The sequence below is a fragment of the Streptomyces polyasparticus genome (assembly GCF_014493765.1).
GTDB lineage: Bacteria > Actinomycetota > Actinomycetes > Streptomycetales > Streptomycetaceae > Streptomyces > Streptomyces polyasparticus.
The window spans coordinates 232,530-258,596 of sequence record NZ_JACTVJ010000011.1 but is presented as its reverse complement, the minus strand read 5'-3'; the positions used below and the strand labels follow the sequence as shown (position 1 = coordinate 258,596).

The following is a 26,067-nucleotide window of genomic DNA, read 5'->3' as shown; positions in this document are numbered from 1 at the left end:
GGGGGCTCCCCCGGACGCTCTAGCGGGCGTTGAAGTACTTCGCCTCCGGGTGGTGGATGACGATGGCGTCGGTGGACTGCTCGGGGTGGAGCTGGAACTCCTCGCTCAGGTGGACGCCGATGCGCTCCGGCTCCAGGAGTTCGGCGATCTTCGCGCGGTCCTCCAGGTCGGGGCAGGCGCCGTAGCCGAGCGAGAAGCGCGCGCCGCGGTACTTGAGCGCGAACATGTCCTCCATCGCGGACGGGTCCTCGCCCGAGAAGCCGAGCTCGGAGCGGACCCGCGCGTGCCAGTACTCGGCGAGGGCCTCCGCCAACTGCACGGACAGGCCGTGCAGTTCGAGGTAGTCGCGGTAGGAGTTGGACTCGAACAGCTCGGCCGTGGCCTCGCCGATCTTCGATCCGACCGTGACGACCTGCAGGCCCACCACATCGATCTCGCCGGACTCCTCCGGGCGGAAGAAGTCCGCGAGGCACAGACGGCGGCCGCGGCGCTGACGCGGGAAGGTGAAGCGGGTGCGCTCGTTGCCCTGCTCGTCGAGGAGGATCAGGTCCTCACCCTTGGAGACGCAGGGGAAGTAGCCGTAGACCACGGCCGCTTCGAGCAGGTTCTTCGTGTGCAGCTCGTCCAGCCAGCCGCGCAGGCGCGGCCGGCCCTCGGTCTCGACGAGTTCCTCGTACGTGGGTCCGTCGCCCTTGCGGTTCTGCTTGAGGCCCCACTGGCCCTTGAACAGCGCGCCCTCGTCCAGCCAGGAGGCGTACTCCTTGAGCTGGATGCCCTTGATGACGCGGGTGCCCCAGAAGGGCGGCTCCGGCACGGGGTTGTCGACGGCGACGTCGGAGCGACCCTTGGGCTCCTCCTCGGCGCTTTCGATTACCTGGACGCCGGTGGCCTTGACCCGGCGCTGCTTGAGCTCGGGCAGGACCGCGCCCGGCACACCGCGCTTCACACCGATCAGGGCGTCCATGAGGCGTAGACCCTCGAACGCGTCGCGGGCGTAACGGACTTCGCCCTCGTAGATCTCGTGCAGATCCTGCTCGACGTACGCGCGGGTCAGGGCGGCGCCGCCGAGGATGACGGGGAACTTGGCGGCCAGCTTGCGCTGGTTGAGCTCCTCCAGGTTCTCCTTCATGATCACGGTCGACTTCACCAGGAGACCGGACATGCCGATGACATCCGCGCGGTGCTCCTCGGCGGCCTCCAGGATCGCGGAGACGGGCTGCTTGATGCCGAGGTTCACCACGTTGTAGCCGTTGTTGGTGAGGATGATGTCGACAAGGTTCTTGCCGATGTCATGGACGTCGCCGCGGACCGTGGCCAGGACGATGGTGCCCTTGCCCTCCTCGCCCTCGACCTTCTCCATGTGCGGCTCCAGATGAGCCACCGCGGTCTTCATGACCTCGGCGGACTGCAGCACGAACGGCAGCTGCATCTGACCCGAGCCGAACAGCTCGCCGACCACCTTCATGCCTTCGAGCAACGTGTTGTTGACGATGTCCAGGGCCGGGGTGTCCACGAGGGCTTCGTCGAGATCGGCCTCCAGGCCGTTCTTCTCGCCGTCGATGATGCGGCGCTGCAGGCGCTCGTCGAGCGGAAGGGCGAGCAGCTCCTCCGCCTTGCCCGCCTTCATCGACTTGGTGGAGACGCCCTCGAACAGCGCCATCAGCTTCTGCAGCGGGTCGTAGTCCCCGTCACGGCGGTCGTAGATCAGGTCGAGGGCCGTGTTGACCTGCTCGTCGTCGAAGCGCGCGATCGGCAGGATCTTGCTCGCGTGCACGATCGCCGAGTCCAGACCTGCCTTGACGCACTCGTCGAGGAACACCGAGTTGAGCAGCACACGGGCGGCCGGGTTGAGGCCGAAGGAGATGTTCGACAGCCCCAGGGTCGTCTGGACGTCCGGATGGCGCCGCTTCAGCTCGCGGATCGCCTCGATGGTGGCGACGCCGTCCTTGCGCGACTCCTCCTGACCCGTACAGATGGTGAAGGTGAGGACGTCGATGAGGATGTCGGACTCGCGGATGCCCCAGTTGCCGGTGAGGTCGTCGATGAGCCGCTCGGCGATGGCGACCTTGTGCTCGACGGTGCGGGCCTGACCCTCCTCATCGATGGTCAGCGCGATGAGGGCCGCACCGTGCTCCTTGGCGAGCGCGGTGACCTTCGCGAAACGCGACTCGGGGCCGTCACCGTCCTCGTAGTTCACGGAGTTGATCACGGACCGGCCGCCCAGCTTCTCCAACCCGGCCCGCAGTACGGGCAGTTCCGTGGAGTCGAGGACGATGGGGATGGTGGAGGCGGTGGCGAAGAGGCCGGCCAGCTTCTCCATGTCGGCGACGCCGTCGCGGCCCACGTAGTCGACACAGAGGTCGAGCATGTGGGCGCCCTCGCGGATCTGCTCGCGCGCCATCTCCACACAGTCGTCCCAGCGGGCCTCCAGCATGGCCTCGCGGAACTTCTTCGAACCGTTGGCGTTCGTCCGCTCGCCGATCGCCATGTACGAGATGTCCTGGCGGAACGGAACAGCCTGATAGAGGGAGGCGGCGGACGGCTCGGGCCGCGGCTCGCGGGCCGGCGGGACCTGGCCCTGGACGCGCTCGACGACCTGGCGCAGGTGCTCGGGCGTCGTACCGCAGCAGCCACCGACCAGCGACAGACCGTACTCGGTGACGAAGCTCTCGTGGGCGTCGGACAGTTCGGCGGGCGAGAGCGGGTAGTGGGCGCCGTCCTTGGTGAGGATGGGCAGACCGGCGTTGGGCATGCAGGACAGCGGAACCCTGGCGTTACGGGACAGATGGCGCAGGTGCTCGCTCATCTCGGCGGGGCCGGTGGCGCAGTTCATGCCGATCATGTCGATGCCGAGCGGCTCGAGTGCCGTCAGGGCGGCGCCGATCTCGGTACCGACGAGCATGGTGCCGGTGGTCTCGACGGTGACCGAGACGATGATCGGCAGGTCGATACCGGCGATCTCGCGGGCCTTGCGTGCGGCGACGATGGCGGCCTTGGTCTGCAGGATGTCCTGAGTCGTCTCGACGATCAGCGCGTCGGCGCCGCCCTCGATGAGGCCTTCGGCGTTGCGCTGATACGCGTCGCGGATGGTGCGGTAGTCGATGTGCCCGAGGGTGGGCAGCTTGGTGCCGGGACCCATCGAGCCGAGCACCCAGCGCTGCTTGCCGGTCTTCGCGGTGTACTCGTCGGCGACCTCGCGGGCCAGCGCGGCGCCCTTGAGCGACAGCTCCTGGATCCGGTGGGCGATGTCGTACTCACCGAGCGCGGAGTGGTTGCAGTTGAAGGTGTTGGTGCCCACACAGTCGGTGCCGACCGCGAAGTACGCGTCGTGCACCGAGCGGACGATGTCGGGGCGGGAGACGTTGAGGATCTCGTTGCAGCCCTCGAGGTTCTGGAAGTCCTCGAGGGTGGGGTCCTGGGCCTGCAGCATGGTGCCCATCGCACCGTCGGAGACGACGACCCGGGTGGCGAACGCCTCCCGGAGTGCGGCGGCCCGGTCACGGGCGGTCAGAAGAGGCATGGACGGGGTCGGCTGCGAGGCCATGGAAGAGCTCCCTGTGTGCGACGGCTGTCGGCTTTACGCCCTCCCGGCGGAGGGCGTACGCCGCCAGGGTAGCCGGGACCAAGGTCCCGGGGTGAGGGGCGTCCCAGGGGACGGACGGCGGGGCGGGCGTCACGGTCGTACGGGGCATGGGCCACGATGTCGGCCACATACGGAATTCCGGGCCGCCCGTCGTTGGCCCGTCATTAGGACAAGGTCGACAACGGCCGATAGTGTTCAGCATTGTCGAACGAGCAGGAGGCATGCAGGCGATGGCGAAGAACATCCAGTCGCTCGAGCGCGCGGCCGCCATGCTGCGGCTGCTCGCCGGCGGCGAGCGCCGCCTCGGCCTGTCCGACATCGCCTCCTCGCTGGGTCTCGCCAAGGGCACCGCGCACGGCATCCTGCGCACCCTGCAGGCCGAGGGCTTCGTCGAGCAGGACGCCGCCTCCGGCCGGTACCAGCTCGGCGCCGAGCTCCTGCGCCTGGGCAACAGCTACCTCGACATCCACGAGCTGCGCGCCCGCGCCCTCGTCTGGACCGACGACCTGGCCCGTTCCAGCGGCGAGAGCGTCTACCTCGGCGTACTGCACCAGCAGGGCGTCCTGATCGTGCACCACGTCTTCCGGCCCGACGAGTCACGTCAGGTGCTCGAGGTCGGCGCCATGCACCCGCTGCACTCCACGGCCCTCGGCAAGGTGCTCTCCGCATACGACCCGGTGGCGCACAGCGAGGTCGTCGAGGTGGAGCGCAAGGAGTTCACACCGCGCACGATCACCGCGCTCGACGACTTCGAGTCGGTGCTCGACCTGACCCGCGCCCGCGGCTGGGCCGCGGACGTCGAGGAGACCTGGGACGGGGTGGCCTCGGTGGCCGCGCCCATCCACGACCGGCGGCGGATGCCGGTCGGCGCGGTCGGCATCACCGGTGCGGTGGAGCGGGTCTGCAAGGACGGCGAGCTGCGCAACGACCTGATCGCCGCGGTACGGGACTGCGCCCGCGCGGTGTCGCGCGACCTGGGCGCGGGCAGGTTCTGAGCACCAGCCCGCTCAGCCCTCACACCTGTCATCCGTCTTCACTCCCGTAACGATCGGGATTCCCGTCACACAAGTCTTGACGTCAAGCGAACACGGGAACAAGACTTCCGTTCATCGGTCGGCATTGTCGAACAGCTACCGGCAATACGGGGTAGGGTGTGACAACGCGGATCGAGCACCGCTCTTGGTACCAGGCCCCGCCCGGTACATCACCTGGACGAAGGACAAAGGAGTCGCGGGTGTCCAGCTCGGATATCTTCATCGGCGAGACCATCGGTACCGCCGTGCTCATCCTGCTCGGCGGCGGTGTCTGTGCCGCCGTCACGCTCAAGCACTCGAAGGCCCGCAACGCCGGATGGCTCGCGATCACCTTCGGCTGGGGCTTCGCCGTGCTGACCGCCGCGTATCTCGCGGGCGGCGTCTCGGGCGCCCACCTCAACCCGGCCGTCACGATCGGTCTGGCGATCCAGGGCGGCACCGAGTGGGGCGACGTTCCCCTCTACCTCTTCTCGCAGCTGCTCGGCGCCATGATCGGCGCGGTCCTGGTGTGGGTCACGTACTACGGACAGTTCCAGGCCCATCTGACCGACCGCGAGATCGTCGGCGGCCCGGGCGCGCAGGACACCGTCAAGGCCGTCTCCAAGGACGAGCCCGGCCCGGTGCTCGGCATCTTCTCCACCGGCCCGGAGATCCGTAACGTCGCGCAGAACCTGGCCACGGAGATCATCGCCACGGTCGTCCTGGTCCTCGCGATCCTGACCCAGGGCCTCAACAACGAGGGCAACGGCCTCGGGGTGCTCGGCGCCCTGATCACCTCCCTCGTCGTGGTGGGCATCGGTCTCTCGCTCGGCGGTCCCACCGGGTACGCCATCAACCCGGTCCGCGACCTCGGCCCGCGCATCGTCCATTCGCTCCTTCCGCTGCCCAACAAGGGCGGTTCGGACTGGTCGTACGCCTGGATCCCGGTCGCAGGGCCGATCATCGGCGGTGTGATCGCGGGCGGTCTCTACAAGCTCGCCTTCGCCTGACCGATCCCCACGAGGACGCAAGAGCCGCCGTACACAGACTTCTTGGAGCACCAGAAATGACCGACGCACACACCGCAGGGCCGTTCATCGCGGCGATCGACCAGGGCACGACCTCCAGCCGCTGCATCGTCTTCGACACGGACGGCCGGATCGTCTCCGTCGACCAGCGCGAGCACGAGCAGATCTTCCCCAAGCCCGGCTGGGTCGAGCACGACGCCAAGGAGATCTGGGCCAACGTCGAGTCCGTCGTGGCCGGCGCGATCTCCAAGGCGGGCATCACCTCCGCCGACGTGAAGGCCATCGGCATCACCAATCAGCGTGAGACCACGCTGATGTGGGACAAGAACACCGGTGAGCCGGTGCACAACGCGATCGTGTGGCAGGACACCCGCACCGACGCGCTGTGCAAGGAGCTCGGCCGCAACGTCGGCCAGGACCGCTTCCGCCGCGAGACCGGTCTGCCGCTGGCGTCGTACTTCTCGGGTCCGAAGGTCCGCTGGCTGCTCGACAACGTCGAGGGGCTGCGCGAGCGCGCCGAGCGGGGCGACATCCTCTTCGGCACGATGGACTCGTGGGTCATCTGGAACCTCACGGGCGGTGTCGACGGCGGTGTGCACGTCACGGACGTCACCAACGCCTCGCGCACCATGCTGATGAACCTGCACGACATGGCCTGGGACGAGCGCATCCTGCACTCGATGGACATCCCGGCCGCGGTGCTCCCCGAGATCCGCTCCTCCGCCGAGGTGTACGGGCACGCGAAGGAAGGCGTGCTCGCGGGTGTGCCGGTCGCGTCGGCGCTCGGTGACCAGCAGGCCGCGCTGTTCGGCCAGACCTGCTTCGCCGAGGGCGAGGCGAAGTCCACGTACGGCACCGGCACCTTCATGCTGATGAACACCGGTGACAAGCCGGTGAACTCGTACAACGGCCTCCTGACGACGGTCGGTTACCGCATCGGCGACCAGAAGCCGGTCTACGCCCTCGAAGGCTCCATCGCCGTCACGGGCTCGCTCGTGCAGTGGATGCGCGACCAGATGGGCCTGATCAACTCGGCGGCCGAGATCGAGACGCTCGCCTCCTCCGTCGAGGACAACGGCGGCGCGTACTTCGTGCCGGCCTTCTCCGGTCTGTTCGCCCCGTACTGGCGCTCCGACGCCCGCGGTGTGATCGCCGGTCTCACCCGGTACGTCACCAAGGCGCACATCGCGCGTGCCGTGCTCGAGGCCACCGCCTGGCAGACCCGCGAGATCACCGACGCCATGACGAAGGACTCCGGCGTCGAGCTGAGCGCGCTCAAGGTCGACGGCGGTATGACCTCCAACAACCTGCTGATGCAGACCCTTTCGGACTTCCTGGACGCGCCCGTGGTGCGTCCGATGGTGGCCGAGACGACCTGCCTCGGTGCCGCCTACGCCGCCGGTCTCGCCGTCGGCTACTGGCCGGACACCGACGCGCTGCGGGCCAACTGGCGCCGCGCCGCGGAGTGGACCCCGCGGATGCCCGCCGACCAGCGGGACCGCGAGTACAAGAGCTGGCTCAAGGCCGTGGAGCGGACCATGGGCTGGGTCGAGGATGAAGACGAGGCCTGAGAAGGCCGGGAAACGCGAGGCCTGACGGGCCTTGCTGGATGGAGTCCCGTACCGGCTGAGTGCGGGACTCCGACGAGGAGTTGACCATGAGCACCACCCTGCAGAGCCTCCCCTCCCTCGGGACGCACGCGAGCGCGGGAAGCAACCCGTCGCGCGCCGAGACCCGGGACCAGCTGAGCCGTGCCTCGTACGACCTGCTGGTCATCGGCGGCGGCATCCTGGGCATTTCCACCGCGTGGCACGCGGCGCAGTCCGGGCTGCGGGTGGCGCTCGTGGACGCCGGCGACTTCGCCGGCGCCACCTCCTCGGCCTCCTCCAAGCTGCTCCACGGCGGTCTGCGCTATCTGCAGACCGGCGCGGTGAAGCTGGTCGCCGAGAACCACTTCGAGCGGCGTGCGGTGTCCCGTCAGGTGGCGCCGCACCTCGCCAACCCGCTGACCTTCTACCTGCCCGTGTACAAGGGCGGTCCGCACGGTGCGGCGAAGCTGGGCGCGGGTGTGTTCGCGTACAGCGCGCTCTCCGCGTTCGGTGACGGTGTCGGGCATCTGCTGAGCCCGTCGAAGGCCGCGCAGGACGTGCCGGAGCTGCGCACCGACAACCTCAAGGCCGTGGCCGTGTACGGCGACGACCAGATGAACGACGCGCGCATGGCCCTGATGACGGTCCGCGCGGCCGTCGACTCCGGCGCAGTGGTGCTCAACCACGCCGAGGTCACGGGCCTGCGCTTCACGCGCGGCCGGGTCACGGGCGCCGAGCTCAAGGACCGCCTCGACGGTACGGAGTTCGGGGTGGACGCCCGGCTCGTGCTCAATGCGACCGGCCCCTGGGTCGACCACCTGCGCGCGCTGGAGGACCCGAACGCGGCGCCCTCCATCCGGCTCTCCAAGGGCGCGCACCTCGTGCTCAAGCGCACCTCGCCGTGGAAGGCCGCGCTCGCCACCCCGATCGACAAGTACCGCATCACGTTCGCGCTGCCGTGGGAGGACATGCTGCTGCTCGGCACCACGGACGAGGTGTACGAGGGCGATCCGCGCGAGGTGTCCGTCACCGAGCAGGACACCAAGCAGATCCTGGACGAGGCCGCGTTCTCGATCCGCGACCAGCAGCTGTCGCGCGACCTCATCACGTACTCCTTCGCGGGTCTGCGGGTGCTGCCCGGCGGTCCGGGCGACACCGCGAAGGCCAAGCGCGAGACAGTCGTGACCGAGGGCAAGGGCGGCATGCTGTCGGTGGCCGGCGGCAAGTGGACCACCTTCCGGCACATCGGCCGCACCGTCATGAACAAGCTGGCGCAGCTGCCCGGCCACCCGCTCGGCGAGGACCTCGAGCCGGTCGGCAAGCTGCCCAAGAAGCTGCCGCTGCCCGGTATCGCCAACCCGCGCGCGGTCGCCCACCGGCTGCTCGTCGACGGTCCGGCGCCCGGTCCGCGGATGGCCGCCGACACCGCGCGCCACCTGGCCACGCACTACGGCTCGCTGTCCTTCGACATCGCGCGCCTGGCCAACGAGAACCCGGAGCTGGCCCAGCGGATCCACCCGGACGCCCCGGAGATCTGGGCCCAGGTCGTCTACGCCCGTGACCACGAGTGGGCCGAGACGGCGGACGACGTCCTGCGCCGCCGTACGACGCTGACGATCCGCGGTCTGGCCACCGACGAGGTGCGCGGCAAGGTCCAGGGACTGCTCGACGCCAAGTAGCGCCGAGCCGGCAGTCGGGGGATATGAGGGGCGGTCGCCGGCGCGATCGCCCCTCATGGCTGCCGTGCGACGTGCGGACCGTCACAGCAAGCGCTTCATCTGCGAGAACTTCTCCCCCGGGCGTCCGGCGCCCCCATAATGGCCGGATACATCGGAGGTATCAGGGAGGGCGCCATGGCTGTCACCGACGAGGCCATCGAGAAGATCAAGGGAATGATCGTCTCCGGGGCACTGCGCCCCGGTGACCGCCTCCCCAAGGAGAGCGAGCTCGCGGCGGAGCTCGGTCTGTCCCGCAACTCCCTGCGCGAGGCCGTACGGGCGCTCTCGCTGATCCGCATCCTCGATGTGCGCCAGGGCGACGGCACGTATGTCACCAGCCTGGATCCGCAGTTGCTGCTCGAAGCGCTGAGCTTCGTCGTGGACTTTCACCGGGACGACACGGTCCTGGAGTTCCTCGCCGTACGCCGGATTCTCGAGCCCGCCGCCACCGCGATGGCGAGCGCGCTGATCGACGACGATCAACTGGACGCCCTGAGCGCCCAGTTGGACGCGCTCGGCCCGGCGCCGTCCGTGGAGGAACTGGTCGCCTGCGATCTGAAGTTCCACCGGGACATCGTGGGCGCCTCCGGCAACTCGGTGCTCTGCTCCCTGCTCGACGGCCTGTCCGGGCCCACCACACGCGCCCGCGTGTGGCGCGGGCTCACCCAGGAGGACGCGGTCAGCCGCACCCTGCACGAGCACCGGATGATCCTGGGCGCGCTCAGGGACCGCGACGCGGAGGCGGCGCGGTCCTGGGCGACCGTTCATGTGGCCAGTGTGGAGCAGTGGTTGCGGTCGACCTTGTAGGCCTGCTCAGTCCTGCTCAGTCCTGCTTCTCGCCGCTCGCGAAGCGGGAGATGATCAGGGCGACGATGATGATGGCGCCGTTGAGGAACTGGTTCCACAGCTGGGGCACCCCGCCGAGCGTCATCACGTTCACCACGAGCTGCAGCGTCAGCACACCGGTGAGAGCGCCGAACAAGGTGCCCCGGCCGCCCTTCAGGCTGATCCCGCCGATCACGGCCGCCGCGAACACCTGGAAGATCCAGCCGTTGCCCTGGTTGGCCGCGACCGACCCGTAATGGCCGGTGTAGAGGATGCCGGCCAGGGCGGCGAGCACACCGCCGACGGCCAGCACGATCCAGGTGATCCGGTCCACCCGGATACCGGCCGCGCGCGCCGCCTCGGGGTTGCCGCCGATCGCGTACAGGGACCGTCCGTGCCGCAGCCAGGCCAGCGCTGCGCCGCCGACGGCGAACAGGGCGAGGCAGATCCACACCGAGGCGGGGATGCCCATCCAGTCGGCCTTGCCCAGGTACCGGAAGGACTCCGGGACTCCGGTGATGGACTTGCCCTCGGTGATGCCGATCTGCAGACCGCGCAGCATGGTGAGCATGCCGAGGGTGGCGATGAACCCGTTGACGTGCAGCTTCAGCATCATGAAGCCGTTGAACGTGCCGATCAGGGCGCCGACGAGCAGACAGATCGGGACGGCCGTCCAGACCGGGAACCACTCGAGGCCCGCGAACCGGCCGCCTTCCGTGGGCAGGACGAGCCACATCGCGATCACCGGCGCGATGCCGATGGTCGATTCGAGCGAGAGGTCCATCCGTCCGGCGATCAGGATCAGCGCCTGGCCGAGCACGAGCAGCGAGAGCTCGCTCGACTGTTGGACGACGTTGATGAGGTTGTCGGAGGTCAGGAAGACCGGCGAGACGATGTAGCCGATCACCATCAGGACCAGGATCACCGGTACGAGCGAGAAGTCGCTCCACCTGATCAGGTCGAGGCGGCCGCGCGCGCCGCCGACGGGCTTGGCCTCGCCGGCCCGCACGGGCTGCAAGGTCTCGGTCATGACGTCTGCTCCCTGTTCCCGAGGGTCCCGGAATTCCCGGCCGTGCTTGCCTGTCCGTCCTGTCCCGCAGCTGGGCTCTCCCCCACGCCCTCCATCGCCGCCACCAGCTCCCGATCGCTCCAGCCGCTGTCGTACGAGGCGACCACGCGCCCGTGGAACAGCACGAGCACCCGGTCGCAGACCCGCAGATCGTCGAGCTCGTCGGAGACGATCACCGCGGCGCTGCCCTCGTCGGCCACCCGGCGCACCACTCCGAGCAGCGCGTCCTTGGATTTGATGTCGACGCCGGCGGTGGGCCGTAGCGCCACCAGGACCCTGGGGTCCCGGGCCAGGGCCCGGGCGACGACCACCTTCTGCTGATTGCCGCCGGACAGACCGCTCACGGGCTGCTCGGGGCCGCGCGTCTTGATGTCGAGCGAGGCGATCATCGAACCGGCGAACTCCCTTGTACGGGAGGGGAGTACGGTCCCCCACGGCCCGAGCTGGTCGGCCACCGTGAGCGTGGCGTTCTCGGCGACGCTGCGGCCGGGCACCAGACCCTGACGGTGGCGGTCCTCGGGGATGTAGCCGATGCCCGCGTCCAGGGCGTGCGGCACGCTGCCCGTGCGCACGGCGCGGCCCGCCACGCTCACCCCACCCGAAGTGGGGCTCCGCATGCCGACGAGGACCTCGCCGAGCGCGGTGTTGCCGCTGGCGGTGGCGCCCGCGAGACCGACCACTTCGCCCGAGCGCACGGCCAGGTCGATCGGGTCGAACTCGCCGTCGAGAGCGAGCTGTTCGGTGCGCAGGACCGTCTCCCCCGCCGTCCGGCCGGTGGCGCGTGCGGACACGGCATGCCAGGAGGAGGCACCGCCCTTGCCCTCCCCCGTCATCGCCTCGACGAGCTCCGCCTTCGACAGATCCGCGACCTGCTCTGTGAGCACATGGCGTGCGTCGCGGTAGACGGTGACGGCCGTGCAGAGGTCGTAGACCTCCTGGAGGTGGTGCGGATGTAGAGGAATGCCACGCCCTGCGCCTGGAGTTCCCGCAGCTTGGCGTAGAGCCGCTGGATCCCGCGGGCGTCGAGCTGGGCGGTGGGCTCGTCGAGGATGATCAGCTTGGCACCGAACGACAGCGCCTTCGCTATCTCCACGAACTGCCGCTGCTCGACCGCGAGATCCTTCGCCCGGGCGGCCGGGTCCACGTCCACCCCGTACGAGGAGAGCAGCTCGCGCGCCTTCTGCCGCAGCCGGGACCAGCGGATGAAGCGCTCGCCCGGTTCGAAGCGGTTCAGGAAGAGGTTCTCGGCGACGGTCAGTTCGGGCACGACCATCGACTTCTGATAGACGCAGGCGACCTTGGACTGCCAGGCCGCCATATCGCCGTACGCGGGTGCCGGTTCGCCCTGGAAGCGCACGGTGCCCGCATCGGGCCTGTGCAGCCCGGTCAGTACGTTGACCAGGGTCGACTTGCCGGCGCCATTGCGCCCGACGAGTGCGTGGGACTCGCCGGGGCGCACGGTCAGACCGACGTCGTCGAGCGCCAGGGTGGGTCCGAAGCGCTTGACGACTCCCTCCGCGTGGACGGCGGGCGGCTTCTCCAACTGCTCGGTCATATCGGCTACTTCTTGTCCAGCTGGTTGGCCCAGAGCTTGGGGTCGTCCACGTTCTCCTTGGTCACCAGGGGCGCCGGGAGCTGGTCCTCGTACCCGTTGGGGATCTTGATGACGGTGGAGTCGTGGTCGGTGGGACCTTCCTTGACCTTCTCGCCCGCCAGGGCCTTCTTGGCCCAGTACAGCGCGATGTTGGCGTACAGGTCGGCCGGCTGCGAGACGGTCGCGTCGATCGTCCCCTTGCGGATGGCGTCCAGCTCCTGCGGGATGCCGTCGTTGGAGATGATCGTGATGTGGCCCTTCTGCCCGGCCGGGACGAGCCGCTTCTTCTGCTCCAGAAGCGCCAGGGTCGGCTCCAGGAACGCGCCGCCTGCCTGCATGTAGATCCCGTCGATGTCCGGGTGCGCGGCCATCGTGGTCTGCAGCTTGGCCGAGGCGACCTCGCCCTTCCACTCGGTGGCCAGCTCGAAGACCTTGATGTCCGGGTAGTTCTCGTCCATGCACGCCTTGAACGCCTCGGAGCGGTCCCGGCCGTTGATGGAGGCCAGGTCGCCCTGGAACTCCACGACCTTGCCCTTCCCCTTCAGCTGCTCGCCGAGGTACTTGCAGGCCTGTTCCCCGTACGCGCGGTTGTCGGCGCGCACGACCATGTAGACGTCGCCCTGGTCGGGACGGGTGTCCACGCTGATCGCCGGGATGTCCTTGTCCGCGAGGTTGTTGAGGGTCTCGGCGACCGCGCCCGTGTCCTGCGGCGCCATGATCACGGCCTTGGCGCCCTGGTCCTGGAAGGTCTGCACGTTGGCGGCGAGCTTGCCGATGTCGTTCTGCGAGTTGGTGAACGGCAGATGGCCGAGCTTCTCGGTCTTGACGCCCTTCTCCATGTACTGCTGGTAGGAGTTCCAGAAGTCGGTGTCGCTGCGCGGCAGATCGATGCCGACCTTGCCGCTCGATCCGCCCGCGCCGTCCGAGGAGTCCCGGTTGCACGCCGAGAGCGCGGACACGGCAAGCAGAGCGGTGGCGAGCGCCACACTCGTCGTACGGAATCTCATGAGGTCCTCCCTGGGGTGCCAGGCCGCCAGACCGGCCCGTCGGGATAGCGGTGGGCGGCGATCGACTCGGGGTGCATCCGGGCGGAGAAGCCCGGCGCGGTGGGTGCCTGGTAGCGGCCCGATCTGACGATCGCCGGGTGCGTGAAGTGCTCGTGCAGGTGGTCCACGTACTCGATGACCCGGCCTTCGAGCGAGCCGGAGACGGCCACGTAGTCGAACATGGCGAGATGCTGGACGAGTTCGCACAGCCCGACCCCGCCCGCGTGCGGGCAGACGGGCACCCGGAACTTGGCGGCCAGGAGCAGGACGGCGAGGTTCTCGTTGACGCCCGCGACCCGGGCCGCGTCGATCTGGACGAAGTCGACGGCCCCGGCCTGGAGCAGTTGCTTGAACACCACGCGGTTGGCGATGTGTTCACCGGTGGCCACCTTCACCGGCTGCCCGGCGCGTACGGCGGCATGGCCGAGAATGTCGTCCGGGCTGGTGGGCTCCTCGATCCAGTACGGGTCGAAGGGGGCGAGCGCCGTCATCCAGCGCACCGCTTCGGCCACCTCCCAGCGCTGGTTGGCGTCCACGGCGATCCGTACGGACGGGCCGACGGCCTCGCGGGCCAGTCGCATCCGGCGCAGATCGTCGCCGAGGTCCTGGCCGACCTTCAGCTTGATCTGGCCGAACCCGTCGGCCACCGCCTGCTTGGCGAGCCGCACCAGCTTGGCGTCGTCGTAGCCGAGCCAGCCCGCCGATGTGGTGTACGCCGGATAGCCCGCCGACTTGAGCACTTCGGCCCGCTCCCGCCGCCCTGGTGCGGCGGCGCGCAGGATGCCGAGTGCCTCGTCGTGTGTGAGGGCGTCGCCGAGGTAGCGGAAGTCGACCAGACCGACCAGCTCTTCGGGACTCATGGCCGCGAGGAACTCCCAGACGGGCAGGCCCGCCCGCTTGGCGGCCAGATCCCAGGCCGCGTTGACGACGGCGCCGGCCGCCATATGCATGACGCCCTTCTCGGGGCCGAGCCAGCGCAGTTGCGAATCATGGGTGAGCTCGCGATGCAGGGCGGCCAGATCGCCCGCGTCGCGGGGCGCCTTGCGGCCGATCAGATACGGACGCAGGGCGTCGATCGCGGCCGCCATGACCTCGTTCCCGCGGCCGATGGTGAAGCAGAATCCATGCCCCTCGGCTCCGGTGTCGGTGCGGATCACCAGATACGCGGCCGAGTAGTCGGGGTCGGGGTTCATGGCGTCGGATCCGTCGAGCTGCCGCGAGGTGGGGAAGCGGATGTCCTGCACCTCGAAACCGGTGACGGTCTCGCTCATGCACGCCCCCGTAGCGTCGCCTTTGACATCGGATCTTTGCTGGACGTCCGATGTATAGCGCCCAGGAACGGGGGTCGTCCAGAGTTCTGACGCAACTTGGGGGTTACAGCTCGGATGAATTCCGTGGCGTGGTTTGGGGGTGATCTCCCCAAGACAAACTCCCCTCACCCTGACCACAGCACACCGGGGCCGTGCAAGGGGGCTGCGGAGGGCCCCCGTACACGCCGTAAGGTTGGGGCGTGCAAAGAGGAACGTCGGAAGGAGGCGCTGGGTGATCGAGCTCGAAGGGGTTCCCGAGCTGGTCGACCCGGTCATGGTGGCCGCGTTCGAGGGCTGGAACGACGCCGGTGACGCCGCCTCCACCGCGGTCGCGCATCTCGACAAGGAGTGGAAGGGCGAGGTCTTCGCCGCGCTCGACGCCGAGGACTACTACGACTTCCAGGTCAACCGCCCCACGGTCTGGCTGGACGGCGGCACCCGCAAGATCACCTGGCCGACGACCCGGCTCTCGGTGGTCCGCGTGGGCGGCGCCAAACCGCGTGACCTGGTGCTCGTGCGCGGGATCGAACCGTCCATGCGCTGGCGCTCGTTCTGCAACGAGCTGCTCGGCTTCGCCCATGAGCTGGGTGTCGAACTCGTCGTCATCCTGGGCGCGTTGCTCGGCGACACCCCGCATACACGGCCCGTGCCCGTCAGCGGGGTGACCTCCGACCCGGATCTCGCGCGCTCGATGAATCTGGAGGAGACCCGCTACGAGGGTCCCACCGGCATCGTCGGCGTGCTGCAGGAGGCCTGCACGCACGCGGGTGTGCCGGCGGTCTCGCTGTGGGCGGCCGTTCCGCACTATGTGTCGCAGCCGCCGAATCCCAAGGCGACCATGGCGCTGCTCAACCGCCTCGAGGACCTGATCGACCTGCGGATCCCGCTCGGCGAACTGCCCGAGGACGCCCGCGCCTGGCAGCTCGGCGTAGACCAGCTGGCCGCCGAGGACAGCGAAGTCGCCGAGTACGTACAGACGCTGGAGGAGGCCCGGGACACCGCCGAGCTGCCCGAGGCTTCCGGTGAGGCGATCGCGCGGGAATTCGAGCGCTATCTGCGGCGGCGGGACGGTGGCAGCGGTCCGGGGCATGCGACGGAGGGCGGCGAGGGCCAGTTCCTGCGGGACAGGGATCGCGACCGCGACACCCCACACGACCGCACCAAGCCGCCGTATCCGCCGGCGGACCCCGGGCCACGGCCCGAGGAGAAGGCCGAGGGCGACGAAGGCGAGGCGGCCGGCGAGGACGCTTCGGACTGAGCGCGGTCGGACCGAGGAACGGACGGACGGGGCGGCACCTGGTGGGTGCCGCCCCGTCCTGTTGCGCCGGCGGCGGCTCGTCAGACCTGGTCGACGGCCACCGCGTCGTACGTCGTGTCCGGTCCTGGCTGCGCCACGTCGAAGCGGGCGTTCGGCAGATAGATCCGGTCGCCCCAGGCCGCGGCGGTCGTGGGGATCCGGAACCGTCCCGGGTCGGTGATCCGGGTGATCAACCGACCTTGTGTACCTGCCTTGTTCAGGCCGAACACATCGATCGCGTTCTGCCGCTGCTGTACGACATAGAGGGTGCGGCCGAGCAGCAGCAGGCCGTCCCCGTTGGGGATCTTCGCGCCGCCCAGATCCACCGCGTCCGCCACGCCCGTACGCGGGTCGACCCGCATCAGCGAGCCGCCGTCCGCGAAGGAGTTGACGACGAGCAGGCCGCGCCCGTCCGGTGTGCGCTCGATGCCGTTCGCGGTGAAGTCAGGGCCCTGCACCCAGTCGCCGGACAGCGCCACCGTGGTCACCGCGCCGGGCCGCTGATGCCGGTCGAGGGCGAGCCGGTAGAGCTGTGGCTTGAAGGAGTCGGTGAACCAGGCGGCTCCCGGCCCGGGGATCACGTCGTTGACAAAGGTGCCCTCGGAGCCGACCGTCGCGAGCACGGCGGTCGCTCCCGTACGCGGATCGGCGATCCGCAGCTCACGGCTGGGTCCGCCGCACAGCAGCAGCTTGCCGCTGTCGAGGAGCTTGAGTCCGATCGTGGGGTGGGCGGCGCCCAGGCCCGGCACGACCACGGAGCCCTTGCCGGTGGCCAGACTCGCCCGGTACACCCCGCCGTTCGCGATGGAGCCGAAATAGGCGTACGGGCTGTTGCCGATGGTGATGCCCTCGGGCCGCCAGCCGTTCGGCAGCGGGAACTGCCGAGGCCACGAAGGCTTGGTGCGGGTTTCGGCCGCCTGCGCCGCGGGGCCGAGACCTCCGAGGAGTGCCGCGCCGCCGATCGCCGCACCCGCGCCGAGCAGTCCGCGACGTGCTAACGGACGGTCCGGTCTGTTGCTGAATGCCATTGCTCATCCCCTCGTGCTGAAGTCGCCAGAAAGGGTCAACAGTCGCTCATACCCCATCACATGACGCTCGCCACCGCAGGGTTTGGCCGAATTGGGCCGTGACATCTGATTCAAGCCGAATTGCAGGGGGTTCCCCATTCAACTTGATTTCAAACTCCGTTGGGGCGAAGGGGGGTGGACGGATCCACGGTCCGGTAGCAGGGTGGGCCCCGGAGAACCGCGGAGCAGCACCCGACGTACGACGGCACCACACGTCCGAGGGGAGCGCACAGCGATGACCGAGCAGGTACAGCCGCCGCAGGGCCCCGGCAGCGCGGGCCCCGGACCCGACGGAGCGGGATTCACCTATCGAGGCGCCGAACAGGAACTGATCGTCGTCGCACGGCCGGAGGCCCGGCTGCGGGCCGAAGGGGACTCCGTGCGCTCGGCGGCCGGCGCCGATGTGTCCGCGCTCAACATGTTCCTCAGCGATGAACAGCTCGCCCTCGAGCCGCTGTTCGGCAACGAGGAGCGCATCCAGGCCGCCGTTCCACCGCAGCAGACACAGGAGCCCGGCCCCGATCTCACCCTCTTCTACCGGGTGCGCGGCGGCCAGGAGCGGGCCCAGGAACTGCGCTCGCGGATGGCCGCGCTGCCCGGGGTCGACACGGCCTATGTGAAGCCGGGCGCCGTACCGGCGACGCTCGGGCAGTCGCGGCCCACGGAGGAGAACAGGCGCCTCAAGGAAGGCGCCCCCGAGACACCGGACTTCACCTCACGTCAGGGCTATCTGCGCCCGGCGCCCGAGGGCGTCGACGCGTACTGGGCCTGGCAGCGGCCGGGCGGCAGCGGCGAGGGCGTCACGATCATCGACGTCGAAGGCGCCTGGCAGCTCGGTCACGAGGATCTGTCGGCCAAGCTCGCCGGTGTCGTGGTCGGCACCCCCGTACAGGATGTCGCCTGGCGCAATCACGGGACCGCGGTCCTCGGCGTGCTCGGCGGCGACCGTGCGCCGCGCGGGATCACCGGCATCGTGCCCGAGGCGGTGACCGCGGCCGCTTCCTTCCAAGGCATCGGTTCCGCCGCGGCGATCCACGCGGCTGCCGAGCGGCTCGCACCCGGCGACATCGTGCTGATCGAACTGCACCGTCCGGGACCGCAGTTGGACTACGCGACCCGCGACGACCAGCGCGGCTACATCGCGCTCGAATGGTGGCCCGACGACTACGCGGCGATCCGCTGGGCCACCGCCAAGGGAGTCATCGTGGTCGAGGCCGCGGGCAATGGGGCCGAGTCCCTCGACAACGCGGTGTACGAGCGCAGGCCGGACGAGTTCCCCGAGTGGTGGCGCAACCCCTTCAATCCGTCCAACCAGCCCTCGGGCGCGATCGTGGTCGGCGCCGGCGCACCGCCGCCGGGCACCCACGGCCGCGATCACGGCCCCGACCGCTCGCGTCTCGCCTTCTCCAACTACGGTGCGCGCGTGGACGCGCAGGGCTGGGGCCGCGAGACGACCACGACCGGAGGCTCCTGGAACCGGCCCGGCGATCTGCAGGGCGGCGCCGAGGAGATCGCCTGGTACACGGACACGTTCTCCGGCACCTCGTCGGCCTCCCCGGTGGTGGCCGGAGCGCTCGCCTCGCTGCAGGGCATGCTGAAGGCCTCCGGGTCTGCTCCCATGTCCCCGCAGCAGGCGCGTGAGGTGCTCCGCGCCTCGGGCACACCGCAGCAGGACGCGCCAGGACGGCCGGCATCGCAGCGCATCGGCAACCGGCCGGACATCAAGTCCGCGCTGACCCGGCTGCTGCCTTCGGCCATCGGCTCGGGCCAGGCCGAGCGGTACTGGGACGAGCTGGTCCCGTATCCCCGTGAACTCCCGCCCCGGCTCCGCCTCTTCGTGGCCGGCGCCTGGCGCAATCTCAACCACCCGGCCCCGGAGGTCCGCCAGGCGGTGCACGCCGCCTTCGCCGGGGGCCGGCCCGATATCCGCGTCTGGTACGCGGACGACGAGATCGTGGGCCTGGTCGTCACCGGGTGAGCCCGACCGCACCACCACACCGTTCGATCGCAGCACTCCATCACCGAGGGAAGGTGGCACCCGCATGAGCACCACCCCGCAGATGAGTCAGCAGAGCCAGTACGGGCAGCAGCAGCCCCAGCAGGGCGGCCAGCAGTTCCCGCAGCAGCAGGGACAGCAGGGCTTCGGCCAGCAAGGCCAGCAAGGTTACGGCCAGCAGCCCCAGCAGTCCTACGGGCAGGGGCAGTTCGATCCTCAGCAGTCCTACGGGCAGCAGCAGTACGGCCAGCAGCAAGGCCAGCAGGGCCAGCAAGGCCAGCAGGGCCCGAGCACCGCGCCCCCGCAGGCACAGCAGCAGCTCCAGCAGTACGGTCAGCAGCAGTTGCCGCCGCAGCTGCAGCAGCAGCTCCAGCAGCTCGGCCAGCAGCCGAACATCCAGCAGATGCTCCAGCAGATGGGGCAGGTCGGCCGGATCGGCGCCGAGGCCATCCAGAGCGGTGTGGCGACGCGCTACTGGAACGTCGTCGACGCGCTCCCCGGCCAGCCGCCGATTCTGTTCCTCCTGGTCGACAACGTCTGGCGGGAACTGCACAACCCGAACCAGATCATCCAGGACGTGGTGCAGCGCGCGTTCATCGCGGGCCACCAGGTGCTCGGCTTCTTCGACAGCCAGCAGCCGAACCAGATCCAGGCGATCGTGGTCAACAAGTAGCCCGCACGTAGTCCACAAGCAGTCCGCAAGCATTCCGCGCGAGCAAGCAGGTGCGGGGTGGGGAGAGCTTCCCCCACCCCGCACCTGTCCGTGTTCCCTTACGCGCAGTGGAACTTGGCAGCCGCCCAGTCCCCGTGATCACCGCTCTTGGAGCCATTGGTGTCGGTGATCTTCAGATGGACATGGCGCGCGCCGTCCAGGGCCACGTCCACCGGCACGGTCGCCGAGGCCCCGGTCACCTTGGGCGAGGTCCACAGGACCTTGCCGTCGGCCTCGACCGAGAAGGCCACCTCGCCATAGCCGTTGATCTCGTCGTCGATCCCGACATCCGCGGTCAGCTTCGAGCAGCGGCCACCGAGATAGACCTCGATGTCCGAGTCGGCATGTGCGCCGATGCCCTTCTCGTACGTGGTTCCGGCGAGGGTCAGCACATGACCGTCCGCGGCCCCGGACTCGCCGTTGCTGCGGTCCCGCTCGGGCGGGCCCCAACCGTTGGTGGACTTCAGCCAGGGCAGATCGCTCGCCCAGGCGTCGGCGGTCGGCGGCGGAGGCATCACCGCCACCGCGAACCGCTGCACAGAGGTACGGTCCTGGCCGGCGGCCCGGTAGCGGGCGGCGGCGGTCAGCGAGGCCTCGCCCGGACGTGCGTCCTTGTCCGGCGTGACGGCCACCTCCACCCGCCGCGTCGTACCGGCGGCAATACGGTCGATCACCGGCGCGGAGGTCACCTGCCAGCCGGCCGGCGCCTCGATCCCCACCTGGACACCGGTCGCGTCCCGGCTGCCGGCCGTGACATCCACGGACACCTTGCCGGCCACACCGGCACCCAACTCCTGCTCCACGGGCGCCGATACGACGGCCTGAGCACCGGGCACGGCACCGCCGGCCGCGCTGGTGTCCATCAGCTCGAGGTCGAAGGGCCGGTCCGTACGCAGCTTCGCGGTCTTGACCTGGACCACGCCACCGCGGTCGTCCCGGTCGTACCACCAGCCCTCGGCCGCCGCGTCGAACGCGGCCTTCGACTGCAGCCGCGGCAGCCCGCGGTCCTCCAGCTCGACCCGGCTCGGCGCGTCCCCGGTGTGCACGGTGAAGCGGTACGGCCGGCTGCTCTGCTTGCCCGCGAACTCGCCCTCGCTCGCCCCGATCCGTACGGACACCTCACCGGCGCCCCGGGTCGGAGCGTCCACATCGGCGCGCTGCGTGGCGTACTTCCCGGCGCGGTGTTCGCGCGTCACACCGTCGTCCTCGTAGAGCGTGAAGGACGACTTGCCCTGCGGATAGACGTCCCAGGCGAGCGGCGAATCGGCGGTGCGGTCCTGGTACGAGCGGATCCCGGGCCACATCGGCACGCCGGCGCCCGCCCGTACGAACAGCGGTAGCGTGTCCAGCGGCGCGCTGTAGCCGTCCACGGTGACCGGGCCCTCGTACACGCGCCCGCTCCAGTAGTCGATCCAGGTGCCCTTCGGCAGGTAGATGCCGTCCCGCACGGTGGTGTCCTTGTACACGGGCGCGACGAGGAAGTCCTCGCCGGTCAGGAACTCGTACTTGGCGGCGTCCGTCCCGGCCTTCGGATCCCCGGGGTATTCCAGGGCGAGCGGCCGCACCGGTCCCACACCGGTCTTCGTGGCCTCGTGCGCGTACGAGTACATGTAGGGCAGCAAGGACTCCTTGAGCTTGAGGTACTTGCGGTTGATCGAGGTGTACGGCTCCCCGTACCGGAAGGGCTGCTTGTCGCTCGCCGCCCAGCCGTCCATCGACATCAGGGCCGGCAGGAAGGCCTTCCACTGCAGATCACGCGTGTACGTCTTGGGGCTGCCGCCGAAGATCCCGTCCACGTCCCCGGTGGTGTACGCGAGGCCCGACATGGTGGCACCGGCATACGTCGGGATCTGGAAGCGGATGTTCTCCCAGCTGCCCGACTGGTCCCCGGACCACTGCACACCGCAGCGCTGCGCGCCCGCCCAGCTCTCGGGCGCCCAGGTGAAGCCGCGGGCGTCGCTGTTCTCCTCGATGCCCCGATACGCGTCCTTGCAGCCGTCGAGCGCGAACTTGTAGCCCGAGCCCACCCAGGCCACGTCCAGCTTGGCCACCCGCTGTCCGGCCTTGACCTGGTCGGCGAGCTTGTCGATGCCGTCCTCGGTCCACAGACCGAGCTGCATCTTGCGGTCCTGCAGGCCCTTGGCCGTCTCGGCGAGGTCCTCGTAGCCGCAGCCGTAGCCGTCGTTGACGAGCATCCAGCCGTTGGGCATGTCGTGCTCGAGGTAGAGATCGGCCACCTTCAGGGCGTCGAGGGTGTGCCGTTCACCGCGGTTGGCGTTGTGCAGATAGCAGTCGGCGTCGCCGATCTCCAGACCGTAGACCGGCGGCAGGAACGGCTTGCCGGTCAGCCGCGTGTAGGCGCCGATGACGTCCTTCGCACGGTCCTCGCCGTCGCCGGTGAAGTAATAGGCGTCGAAGCGCTGTTCCTTCGCGGAGGCCGTCACCGGGTCGTTGAACGCGTACGTGTTGGGCGCGTAGGTGTTCCGGTAGACGCCGTATCCCTGCGAAGACAGGTAGAACGGGACGGAGTTGGGGTGTCCCCCGTCGTCCCAGTCGTAGTCGACGCCGACCTCGACGGTCTTGCCGCGGTGCGAGGTGTTGCCGCGGCCGTTCTGCATGCCGGCGCCGTAGTACTGCTCGTCGGCGCCGCGCGCGAGGCTCTGCGTGGTGCGCTCGCCGTTCCAGGTGAGGCCCTTGGTCTCCGCCCAGACCTGGCTGCCGTCGGCCCGGTGCAGGGCGAAGCGCAGCGGCTTCTTGTAGGCGCGCAGGGTGACTTGGGACGTGGAGAGCTCGTAGCGGTCGCCCTTGTCGCTCCACTTCGTGGCGGGCGGGGTGCCCTGCGGCAGGACGATGTCCGTGCCGGTGGGGTCCGTGAACGTGCCGTCCGGTGCGAGTTCGATACGGAAGGTGCCGGCTGTCACGAAGGAGACGCGCGCCTCGGCGGCTCCGGCGGTCAGGCGGTAGACGGACCCGTCGGCGGCGAAGCCGGTGAGGTCGCCGACGGTCGTGTCGGCGGGTTCGGCCTGCGCGCCGCCGGGTCCGGCGAGCACTGCGAAAAGCCCCAACAGGGCGGCAACTGCCGTTGCCCTGAACCACTTTGGAGGTCTCATGGCGCGTGTGTAGCAGCTGTGCACAGGCGCCACCATGGACGAAAGAGGGCCACTTCTGGACTTTCCGAAGCGGCCCTCCTGCGTGCGGTGCTGTTTAGAGCGCTACGCCGAGCAGGGCGTCGACGGCTCGAGACACGAGACCCGGAGCGCCCTCGTCCGTACCGCCCGTCGAGCTCTGCAGCTCGGCCCAGCGGTCCACGGCCGCGAGCGCGGCGGGAGCGTCGAGGTCGTTCGACAGCGCCTCGCGGATCTCCTCCACGAGGGCCTCGGCGGCCGGTCCGTCCGGACGGGACACTGCCGCGCGCCAGCGGCCGAGGCGGGCCTCGGCGTCGGCGAGCACCTGGTCGGTCCACTCCCAGTCGGCCCGGTAGTGGTGCGAGAGCAGCGCGAGCCGGATGGCGGCGGGGTCCACTCCGTCGCGGCGCAGCTTGCTGACGAAGACCAGATTGCCCTTGGACTTGGACATCTTCTCGCCGTCGAGCGCGACCATGCCGGCGTGCACGTACGCCTTGGCCATGGGGAACTCGCCGGTGAGCACCTGGGCGTGCGAGGCGCCCATCTCGTGGTGCGGGAAGGCGAGGTCGGACCCGCCGCCCTGCACGTCGAAGCCCATGCCCAGGTGGTCGAGGGCGATGGCCACGCACTCGATGTGCCAGCCGGGGCGTCCGGCGCCGAGCGAGGCGCCGTCCCAGCTGGGCTCGTCCTTGCGGGCGGCCATCCAGAGCATCGGGTCGAGCGGGTTCTTCTTGCCCGGGCGCTCGGGGTCGCCGCCGCGCTCGGCCGAGAGCAGCTTCATGGCGGCGGCGTCGAGGCCGGACACCTTGCCGAAGTTCTCGTCGGACTCGACGGAGAAGTAGATGTCGCCTTCGAGCTCATAGGCGGCGCCCATGTCCCGCAGGCGCTCCACGAGCGGCACGATGCCGGGTATGGCCTCGACCGCACCGATGTAGTGCTTCGGCGGCAGCATCCTGAGCGCGGTCATGTCCTCGCGGAACAGCGCCGTCTCGCGCTCCGCGAGCCCGACCCAGTCCTCGCCGTCGCGGAGGGCGCGCTCGAGGAGGGGGTCGTCGACATCCGTCACGTTCTGTACGTAGACAACCTGCCGCTTGGTGTCGAGCCACACGCGCTGCACGAGGTCGAACGCGTTGTAGGTCGCCGCGTGACCCATGTGGGTCGCGTCGTACGGCGTGATGCCGCAGACGTAGATACGGGCGACGGGACCGGGGTCGAGGGGGATGAGCCCACCGGTCGCGGTGTCGTGAATCCTGAGGTCGCGGCCCTTGCCGGGCAGGGCGGGGACCTCGGAAGCGGGCCAGGCATGCATGTCCTGAGCCTAACCGGACGACTGTTCCCTGTCCGAACCGGACCTCGATCTTGACCGGATCCGCGGTCTTGCGGGCGGCTTGCGGGTGTGCGTCCGCGTGCGGGCCCGCGTTGCGGGGGTGCAGGGGGCGGAGCCCCCGCCCGGCTTTCGGGTGCGGCTCGTCGTGGGTGCGGGTCGTGGCGCCTGCGGCGGGCTTTCTCCCCGCCCCGCCCCTTCCCGAAACTGGGGGCTTCGCCCCCAGACCCCCTTTCGCGCTGAACGCGCTCGTCCTCAAACGCCGGCCGGGCTGAATCAGCCCCTGCGGCGATTGAGCAGATCCGAACGAAGTTCGGATGCGGGGTCCGGGGCAGCGCCCAGGTTTCGGGAAGGGGCAGGGTGGGGGAATTCGCCGTAGGACGGGCTACACCGGCGGCCAGGGGATCGACGGCCAGTCCCCTTGGGGCACCGGGTGGACGCCCGCCCGCAGCAGCCCCCGCACGCGGGCCCGCGTCGCATCGACCTCCGCCGGTGTCAGGAGCTCGGCGAGCCGCGCGGCCAATGCGCCCTCGGGGGCAAGCGCGGACGCGAGGTCGGCCAAGGTGGTCAGGGCCCAGGACGGCAGGGGCTCGCCCGCCCAGCCCCACAGCAGCGTGCGGAGCTTGTTCTCGGCGTTGAAGGTGACCCCGTGGTCGATCCCGTACAGCCGGCCCCCGGGCGCGGCCAGCAGATGGCCGCCCTTGCGGTCCGCGTTGTTGATCACCGCGTCCAGGACGGCGAGCCGGCGCAGGCGCTCGTCGTCCGCGTGGACGAGCAGCGCCTGCCGACCCTCGCCGACCTCCGCGAAGGCCACCGCCTTCCAGCCGTCACCGGGCTCCTCCGCGTCCACCAGCGCGAGCAGTTCCTGCGGCTCGGCATCCGAGTCGATCCACAGCTGGCACATGCCCGTGCCGTACGGGCCCTCGCGCAGCACGGTCGGCGGGACGAGCCCCCACCCCATCGCCTCGGACACCTCGTACGCCGCCACCTCGCGCTCGGCGAGCGTCCCGTCCGGGAAGTCCCACAGCGGGCGCTCCCCCGCCACGGGCTTGTACACGCACCGGGCCGTCTCGCCCTCGTACGAGACATCGCAGAGCAGCACCGCGTTGGAGGCCTCGCGGATCCGGCCGCGCACGGTGAGCTCGCCGGAGACGAGGAGCTCCAGGCCGGCGCTCACGCCCCGCGGCGGTATCCGTTCTGGCGCGGACATACGTGTCCTTCCGGGTCGAGCGGCAAAGAGCACAGCGGGCACGGCGGGCGCCCCGCGTTCACCACGTCGAGGGCGCGCTTGGCGAAGGCCCGTGCCTGCGCACCGCTGAGCCGTACCCGCAGCATCGGCGGGCCGTTCTCCTCGTCCTGGAGCAGCTGCTCCTCGGCGGCCGCGAGATCGTCCTCGGTCTCGGCGTCGAGCTCGACCAGGGCCTGTGCCTCGACGATCATGCACTGGTCGTCACCATCCCAGGCCAGGGCCATGGTGCCGACCCGGAACTCCTCCTCGACGGGGGCGTCGAGCGGTGCGGTGTCGGCGTTCTCGGAGGGTGCGACCGCGGGGACCGGTGCGCTGCCGCCACTGCGCCGTACGACTTCGTCGAGGAGTTCGTCCATCCGCTCGGCCAGCGCCGCCACCTGGGTCTTCTCCAGGGCGACGCTGGTGACCCGGCCGCCGGCCGAGGCCTGCAGGAAGAACGTACGGCGTCCGGGCAGACCCACCGTGCCGGCCACGAAGCGCTCCGGGGGGTCGTACAGGAACACCTGACGGGTCACGGACTTT

17 protein-coding genes and 1 pseudogene are annotated in these 26,067 nt (G+C 69.8%); 8 read left to right on the top strand and 10 right to left on the bottom strand.

The features are described from left to right. Positions 1–19: 19 nt before the first annotated feature. A complete protein-coding gene (gene metH / locus H9Y04_RS23210; RefSeq protein WP_187815915.1) occupies positions 20–3,544 on the bottom strand; it encodes a methionine synthase in 3,525 nt (1,174 codons plus the stop codon). A gap of 269 nt (positions 3,545–3,813) precedes the next feature. On the opposite strand from metH, the gene H9Y04_RS23205 reads away from it, so the two are divergent. The 5 genes from H9Y04_RS23205 (at position 3,814) to H9Y04_RS23185 (ending at position 9,738) form a co-directional block, all read left to right on the top strand. Beyond that, positions 3,814–4,578: an IclR family transcriptional regulator gene (locus tag H9Y04_RS23205; RefSeq protein ID WP_187815914.1), complete on the top strand. Its 765-nt coding sequence runs from the start codon at positions 3,814–3,816 to the stop codon at positions 4,576–4,578. A 239-nt stretch (positions 4,579–4,817) separates the two neighbouring features. After that, positions 4,818–5,606 (top strand): MIP/aquaporin family protein, encoded by a 789-nt coding sequence (locus tag H9Y04_RS23200; RefSeq protein WP_187815913.1) that lies wholly within the window; start codon positions 4,818–4,820, stop codon positions 5,604–5,606. A 56-nt stretch (positions 5,607–5,662) separates the two neighbouring features. After that, positions 5,663–7,195 carry a glycerol kinase GlpK gene (gene glpK / locus H9Y04_RS23195; RefSeq protein ID WP_187815912.1) on the top strand — a complete coding sequence of 511 codons (1,533 nt, stop codon included), beginning with the start codon at positions 5,663–5,665 and terminating at the stop codon, positions 7,193–7,195. A gap of 80 nt (positions 7,196–7,275) precedes the next feature. Further along, positions 7,276–8,892, top strand: coding sequence for a glycerol-3-phosphate dehydrogenase/oxidase (locus H9Y04_RS23190; protein ID WP_187815911.1), 1,617 nt, complete (start codon positions 7,276–7,278; stop codon positions 8,890–8,892). Between the two features lie 174 nt (positions 8,893–9,066). Continuing rightward, positions 9,067–9,738, top strand: coding sequence for a FadR/GntR family transcriptional regulator (locus H9Y04_RS23185; protein WP_187815910.1), 672 nt, complete (start codon positions 9,067–9,069; stop codon positions 9,736–9,738). 16 nt (positions 9,739–9,754) lie between these two features. Here H9Y04_RS23185 and H9Y04_RS23180 read toward each other — a convergent pair whose 3' ends face one another. From H9Y04_RS23180 to H9Y04_RS23165, 4 genes and pseudogenes are all read right to left on the bottom strand, one after another. Continuing rightward, entirely contained in the window at positions 9,755–10,786 is a 1,032-nt protein-coding gene (locus H9Y04_RS23180; RefSeq protein WP_187815909.1) for an ABC transporter permease, read from the bottom strand. Then, a pseudogene (locus tag H9Y04_RS23175) lies at positions 10,783–12,380 on the bottom strand (sugar ABC transporter ATP-binding protein). Before H9Y04_RS23175 ends, H9Y04_RS23180 begins: the two are co-directional and overlap by 4 nt. Positions 12,381–12,385: 5 nt before the next feature. Continuing rightward, entirely contained in the window at positions 12,386–13,426 is a 1,041-nt protein-coding gene (locus H9Y04_RS23170) for a sugar ABC transporter substrate-binding protein (protein ID WP_187815908.1), read from the bottom strand. Beyond that, positions 13,423–14,736, bottom strand: a complete 1,314-nt coding sequence (locus H9Y04_RS23165; protein ID WP_187815907.1) for an enolase C-terminal domain-like protein — start codon at positions 14,734–14,736, stop codon at positions 13,423–13,425. Before H9Y04_RS23165 ends, H9Y04_RS23170 begins: the two co-directional genes overlap by 4 nt. A 271-nt stretch (positions 14,737–15,007) precedes the next feature. Here H9Y04_RS23165 and H9Y04_RS23160 point away from each other — a divergent pair, with 271 nt between their 5' ends. Beyond that, entirely contained in the window at positions 15,008–16,033 is a 1,026-nt protein-coding gene (locus H9Y04_RS23160; protein ID WP_187815906.1) for a PAC2 family protein, read from the top strand. Between the two features lie 80 nt (positions 16,034–16,113). On the opposite strand, the gene H9Y04_RS23155 is transcribed toward H9Y04_RS23160, so the two are convergent. Next, on the bottom strand, positions 16,114–17,100 hold the full coding sequence (locus H9Y04_RS23155; protein ID WP_187815905.1) for an SMP-30/gluconolactonase/LRE family protein: 987 nt from the start codon (positions 17,098–17,100) through the stop codon (positions 16,114–16,116). Between the two features lie 274 nt (positions 17,101–17,374). On the opposite strand from H9Y04_RS23155, the gene H9Y04_RS23150 reads away from it, so the two are divergent. Then, positions 17,375–19,117 (top strand): S8 family peptidase, encoded by a 1,743-nt coding sequence (locus H9Y04_RS23150; RefSeq protein WP_187815904.1) that lies wholly within the window; start codon positions 17,375–17,377, stop codon positions 19,115–19,117. A gap of 64 nt (positions 19,118–19,181) precedes the next feature. Beyond that, the gene (locus tag H9Y04_RS23145; RefSeq protein WP_187815903.1) at positions 19,182–19,808 is read left to right on the top strand and encodes a hypothetical protein; all 627 of its coding nucleotides are present in this window, start codon (positions 19,182–19,184) and stop codon (positions 19,806–19,808) included. Positions 19,809–19,906: 98 nt separating this feature from the next. Here H9Y04_RS23145 and H9Y04_RS23140 read toward each other — a convergent pair whose 3' ends face one another. From H9Y04_RS23140 to H9Y04_RS23125, 4 genes are all read right to left on the bottom strand, one after another. Continuing rightward, positions 19,907–22,957 (bottom strand): NPCBM/NEW2 domain-containing protein, encoded by a 3,051-nt coding sequence (locus tag H9Y04_RS23140; RefSeq protein ID WP_187815902.1) that lies wholly within the window; start codon positions 22,955–22,957, stop codon positions 19,907–19,909. 94 nt (positions 22,958–23,051) lie between these two features. Then, complete coding sequence (gene mshC / locus H9Y04_RS23135; RefSeq protein WP_187815901.1) at positions 23,052–24,281, bottom strand: cysteine--1-D-myo-inosityl 2-amino-2-deoxy-alpha-D-glucopyranoside ligase; 1,230 nt, start codon at positions 24,279–24,281, stop codon at positions 23,052–23,054. 400 nt (positions 24,282–24,681) lie between these two features. Next, complete coding sequence (locus tag H9Y04_RS23130) at positions 24,682–25,506, bottom strand: SCO1664 family protein (RefSeq protein ID WP_187815900.1); 825 nt, start codon at positions 25,504–25,506, stop codon at positions 24,682–24,684. Next, positions 25,470–26,060 (bottom strand): DUF3090 domain-containing protein, encoded by a 591-nt coding sequence (locus H9Y04_RS23125; protein ID WP_187815899.1) that lies wholly within the window; start codon positions 26,058–26,060, stop codon positions 25,470–25,472. The genes H9Y04_RS23130 and H9Y04_RS23125 overlap by 37 nt, the downstream gene beginning before the upstream one ends. Positions 26,061–26,067: the final 7 nt, after the last annotated feature.

Coding starts and splice junctions, on each gene's coding strand:
- metH (WP_187815915.1), bottom strand. CDS start 3,544: ATGGCCTCGCAGCCGACCCCGTCCATGCCTCTTCTGACCGCCCGTGAC.
- H9Y04_RS23205 (WP_187815914.1), top strand. CDS start 3,814: ATGGCGAAGAACATCCAGTCGCTCGAGCGCGCGGCCGCCATGCTGCGG.
- glpK (WP_187815912.1), top strand. CDS start 5,663: ATGACCGACGCACACACCGCAGGGCCGTTCATCGCGGCGATCGACCAG.
- H9Y04_RS23185 (WP_187815910.1), top strand. CDS start 9,067: ATGGCTGTCACCGACGAGGCCATCGAGAAGATCAAGGGAATGATCGTC.
- H9Y04_RS23180 (WP_187815909.1), bottom strand. CDS start 10,786: ATGACCGAGACCTTGCAGCCCGTGCGGGCCGGCGAGGCCAAGCCCGTC.
- H9Y04_RS23170 (WP_187815908.1), bottom strand. CDS start 13,426: ATGAGATTCCGTACGACGAGTGTGGCGCTCGCCACCGCTCTGCTTGCC.
- H9Y04_RS23165 (WP_187815907.1), bottom strand. CDS start 14,736: ATGAGCGAGACCGTCACCGGTTTCGAGGTGCAGGACATCCGCTTCCCC.
- H9Y04_RS23155 (WP_187815905.1), bottom strand. CDS start 17,100: ATGGCATTCAGCAACAGACCGGACCGTCCGTTAGCACGTCGCGGACTG.
- H9Y04_RS23150 (WP_187815904.1), top strand. CDS start 17,375: ATGACCGAGCAGGTACAGCCGCCGCAGGGCCCCGGCAGCGCGGGCCCC.
- H9Y04_RS23145 (WP_187815903.1), top strand. CDS start 19,182: ATGAGCACCACCCCGCAGATGAGTCAGCAGAGCCAGTACGGGCAGCAG.
- H9Y04_RS23140 (WP_187815902.1), bottom strand. CDS start 22,957: ATGAGACCTCCAAAGTGGTTCAGGGCAACGGCAGTTGCCGCCCTGTTG.
- mshC (WP_187815901.1), bottom strand. CDS start 24,281: ATGCATGCCTGGCCCGCTTCCGAGGTCCCCGCCCTGCCCGGCAAGGGC.
- H9Y04_RS23130 (WP_187815900.1), bottom strand. CDS start 25,506: ATGTCCGCGCCAGAACGGATACCGCCGCGGGGCGTGAGCGCCGGCCTG.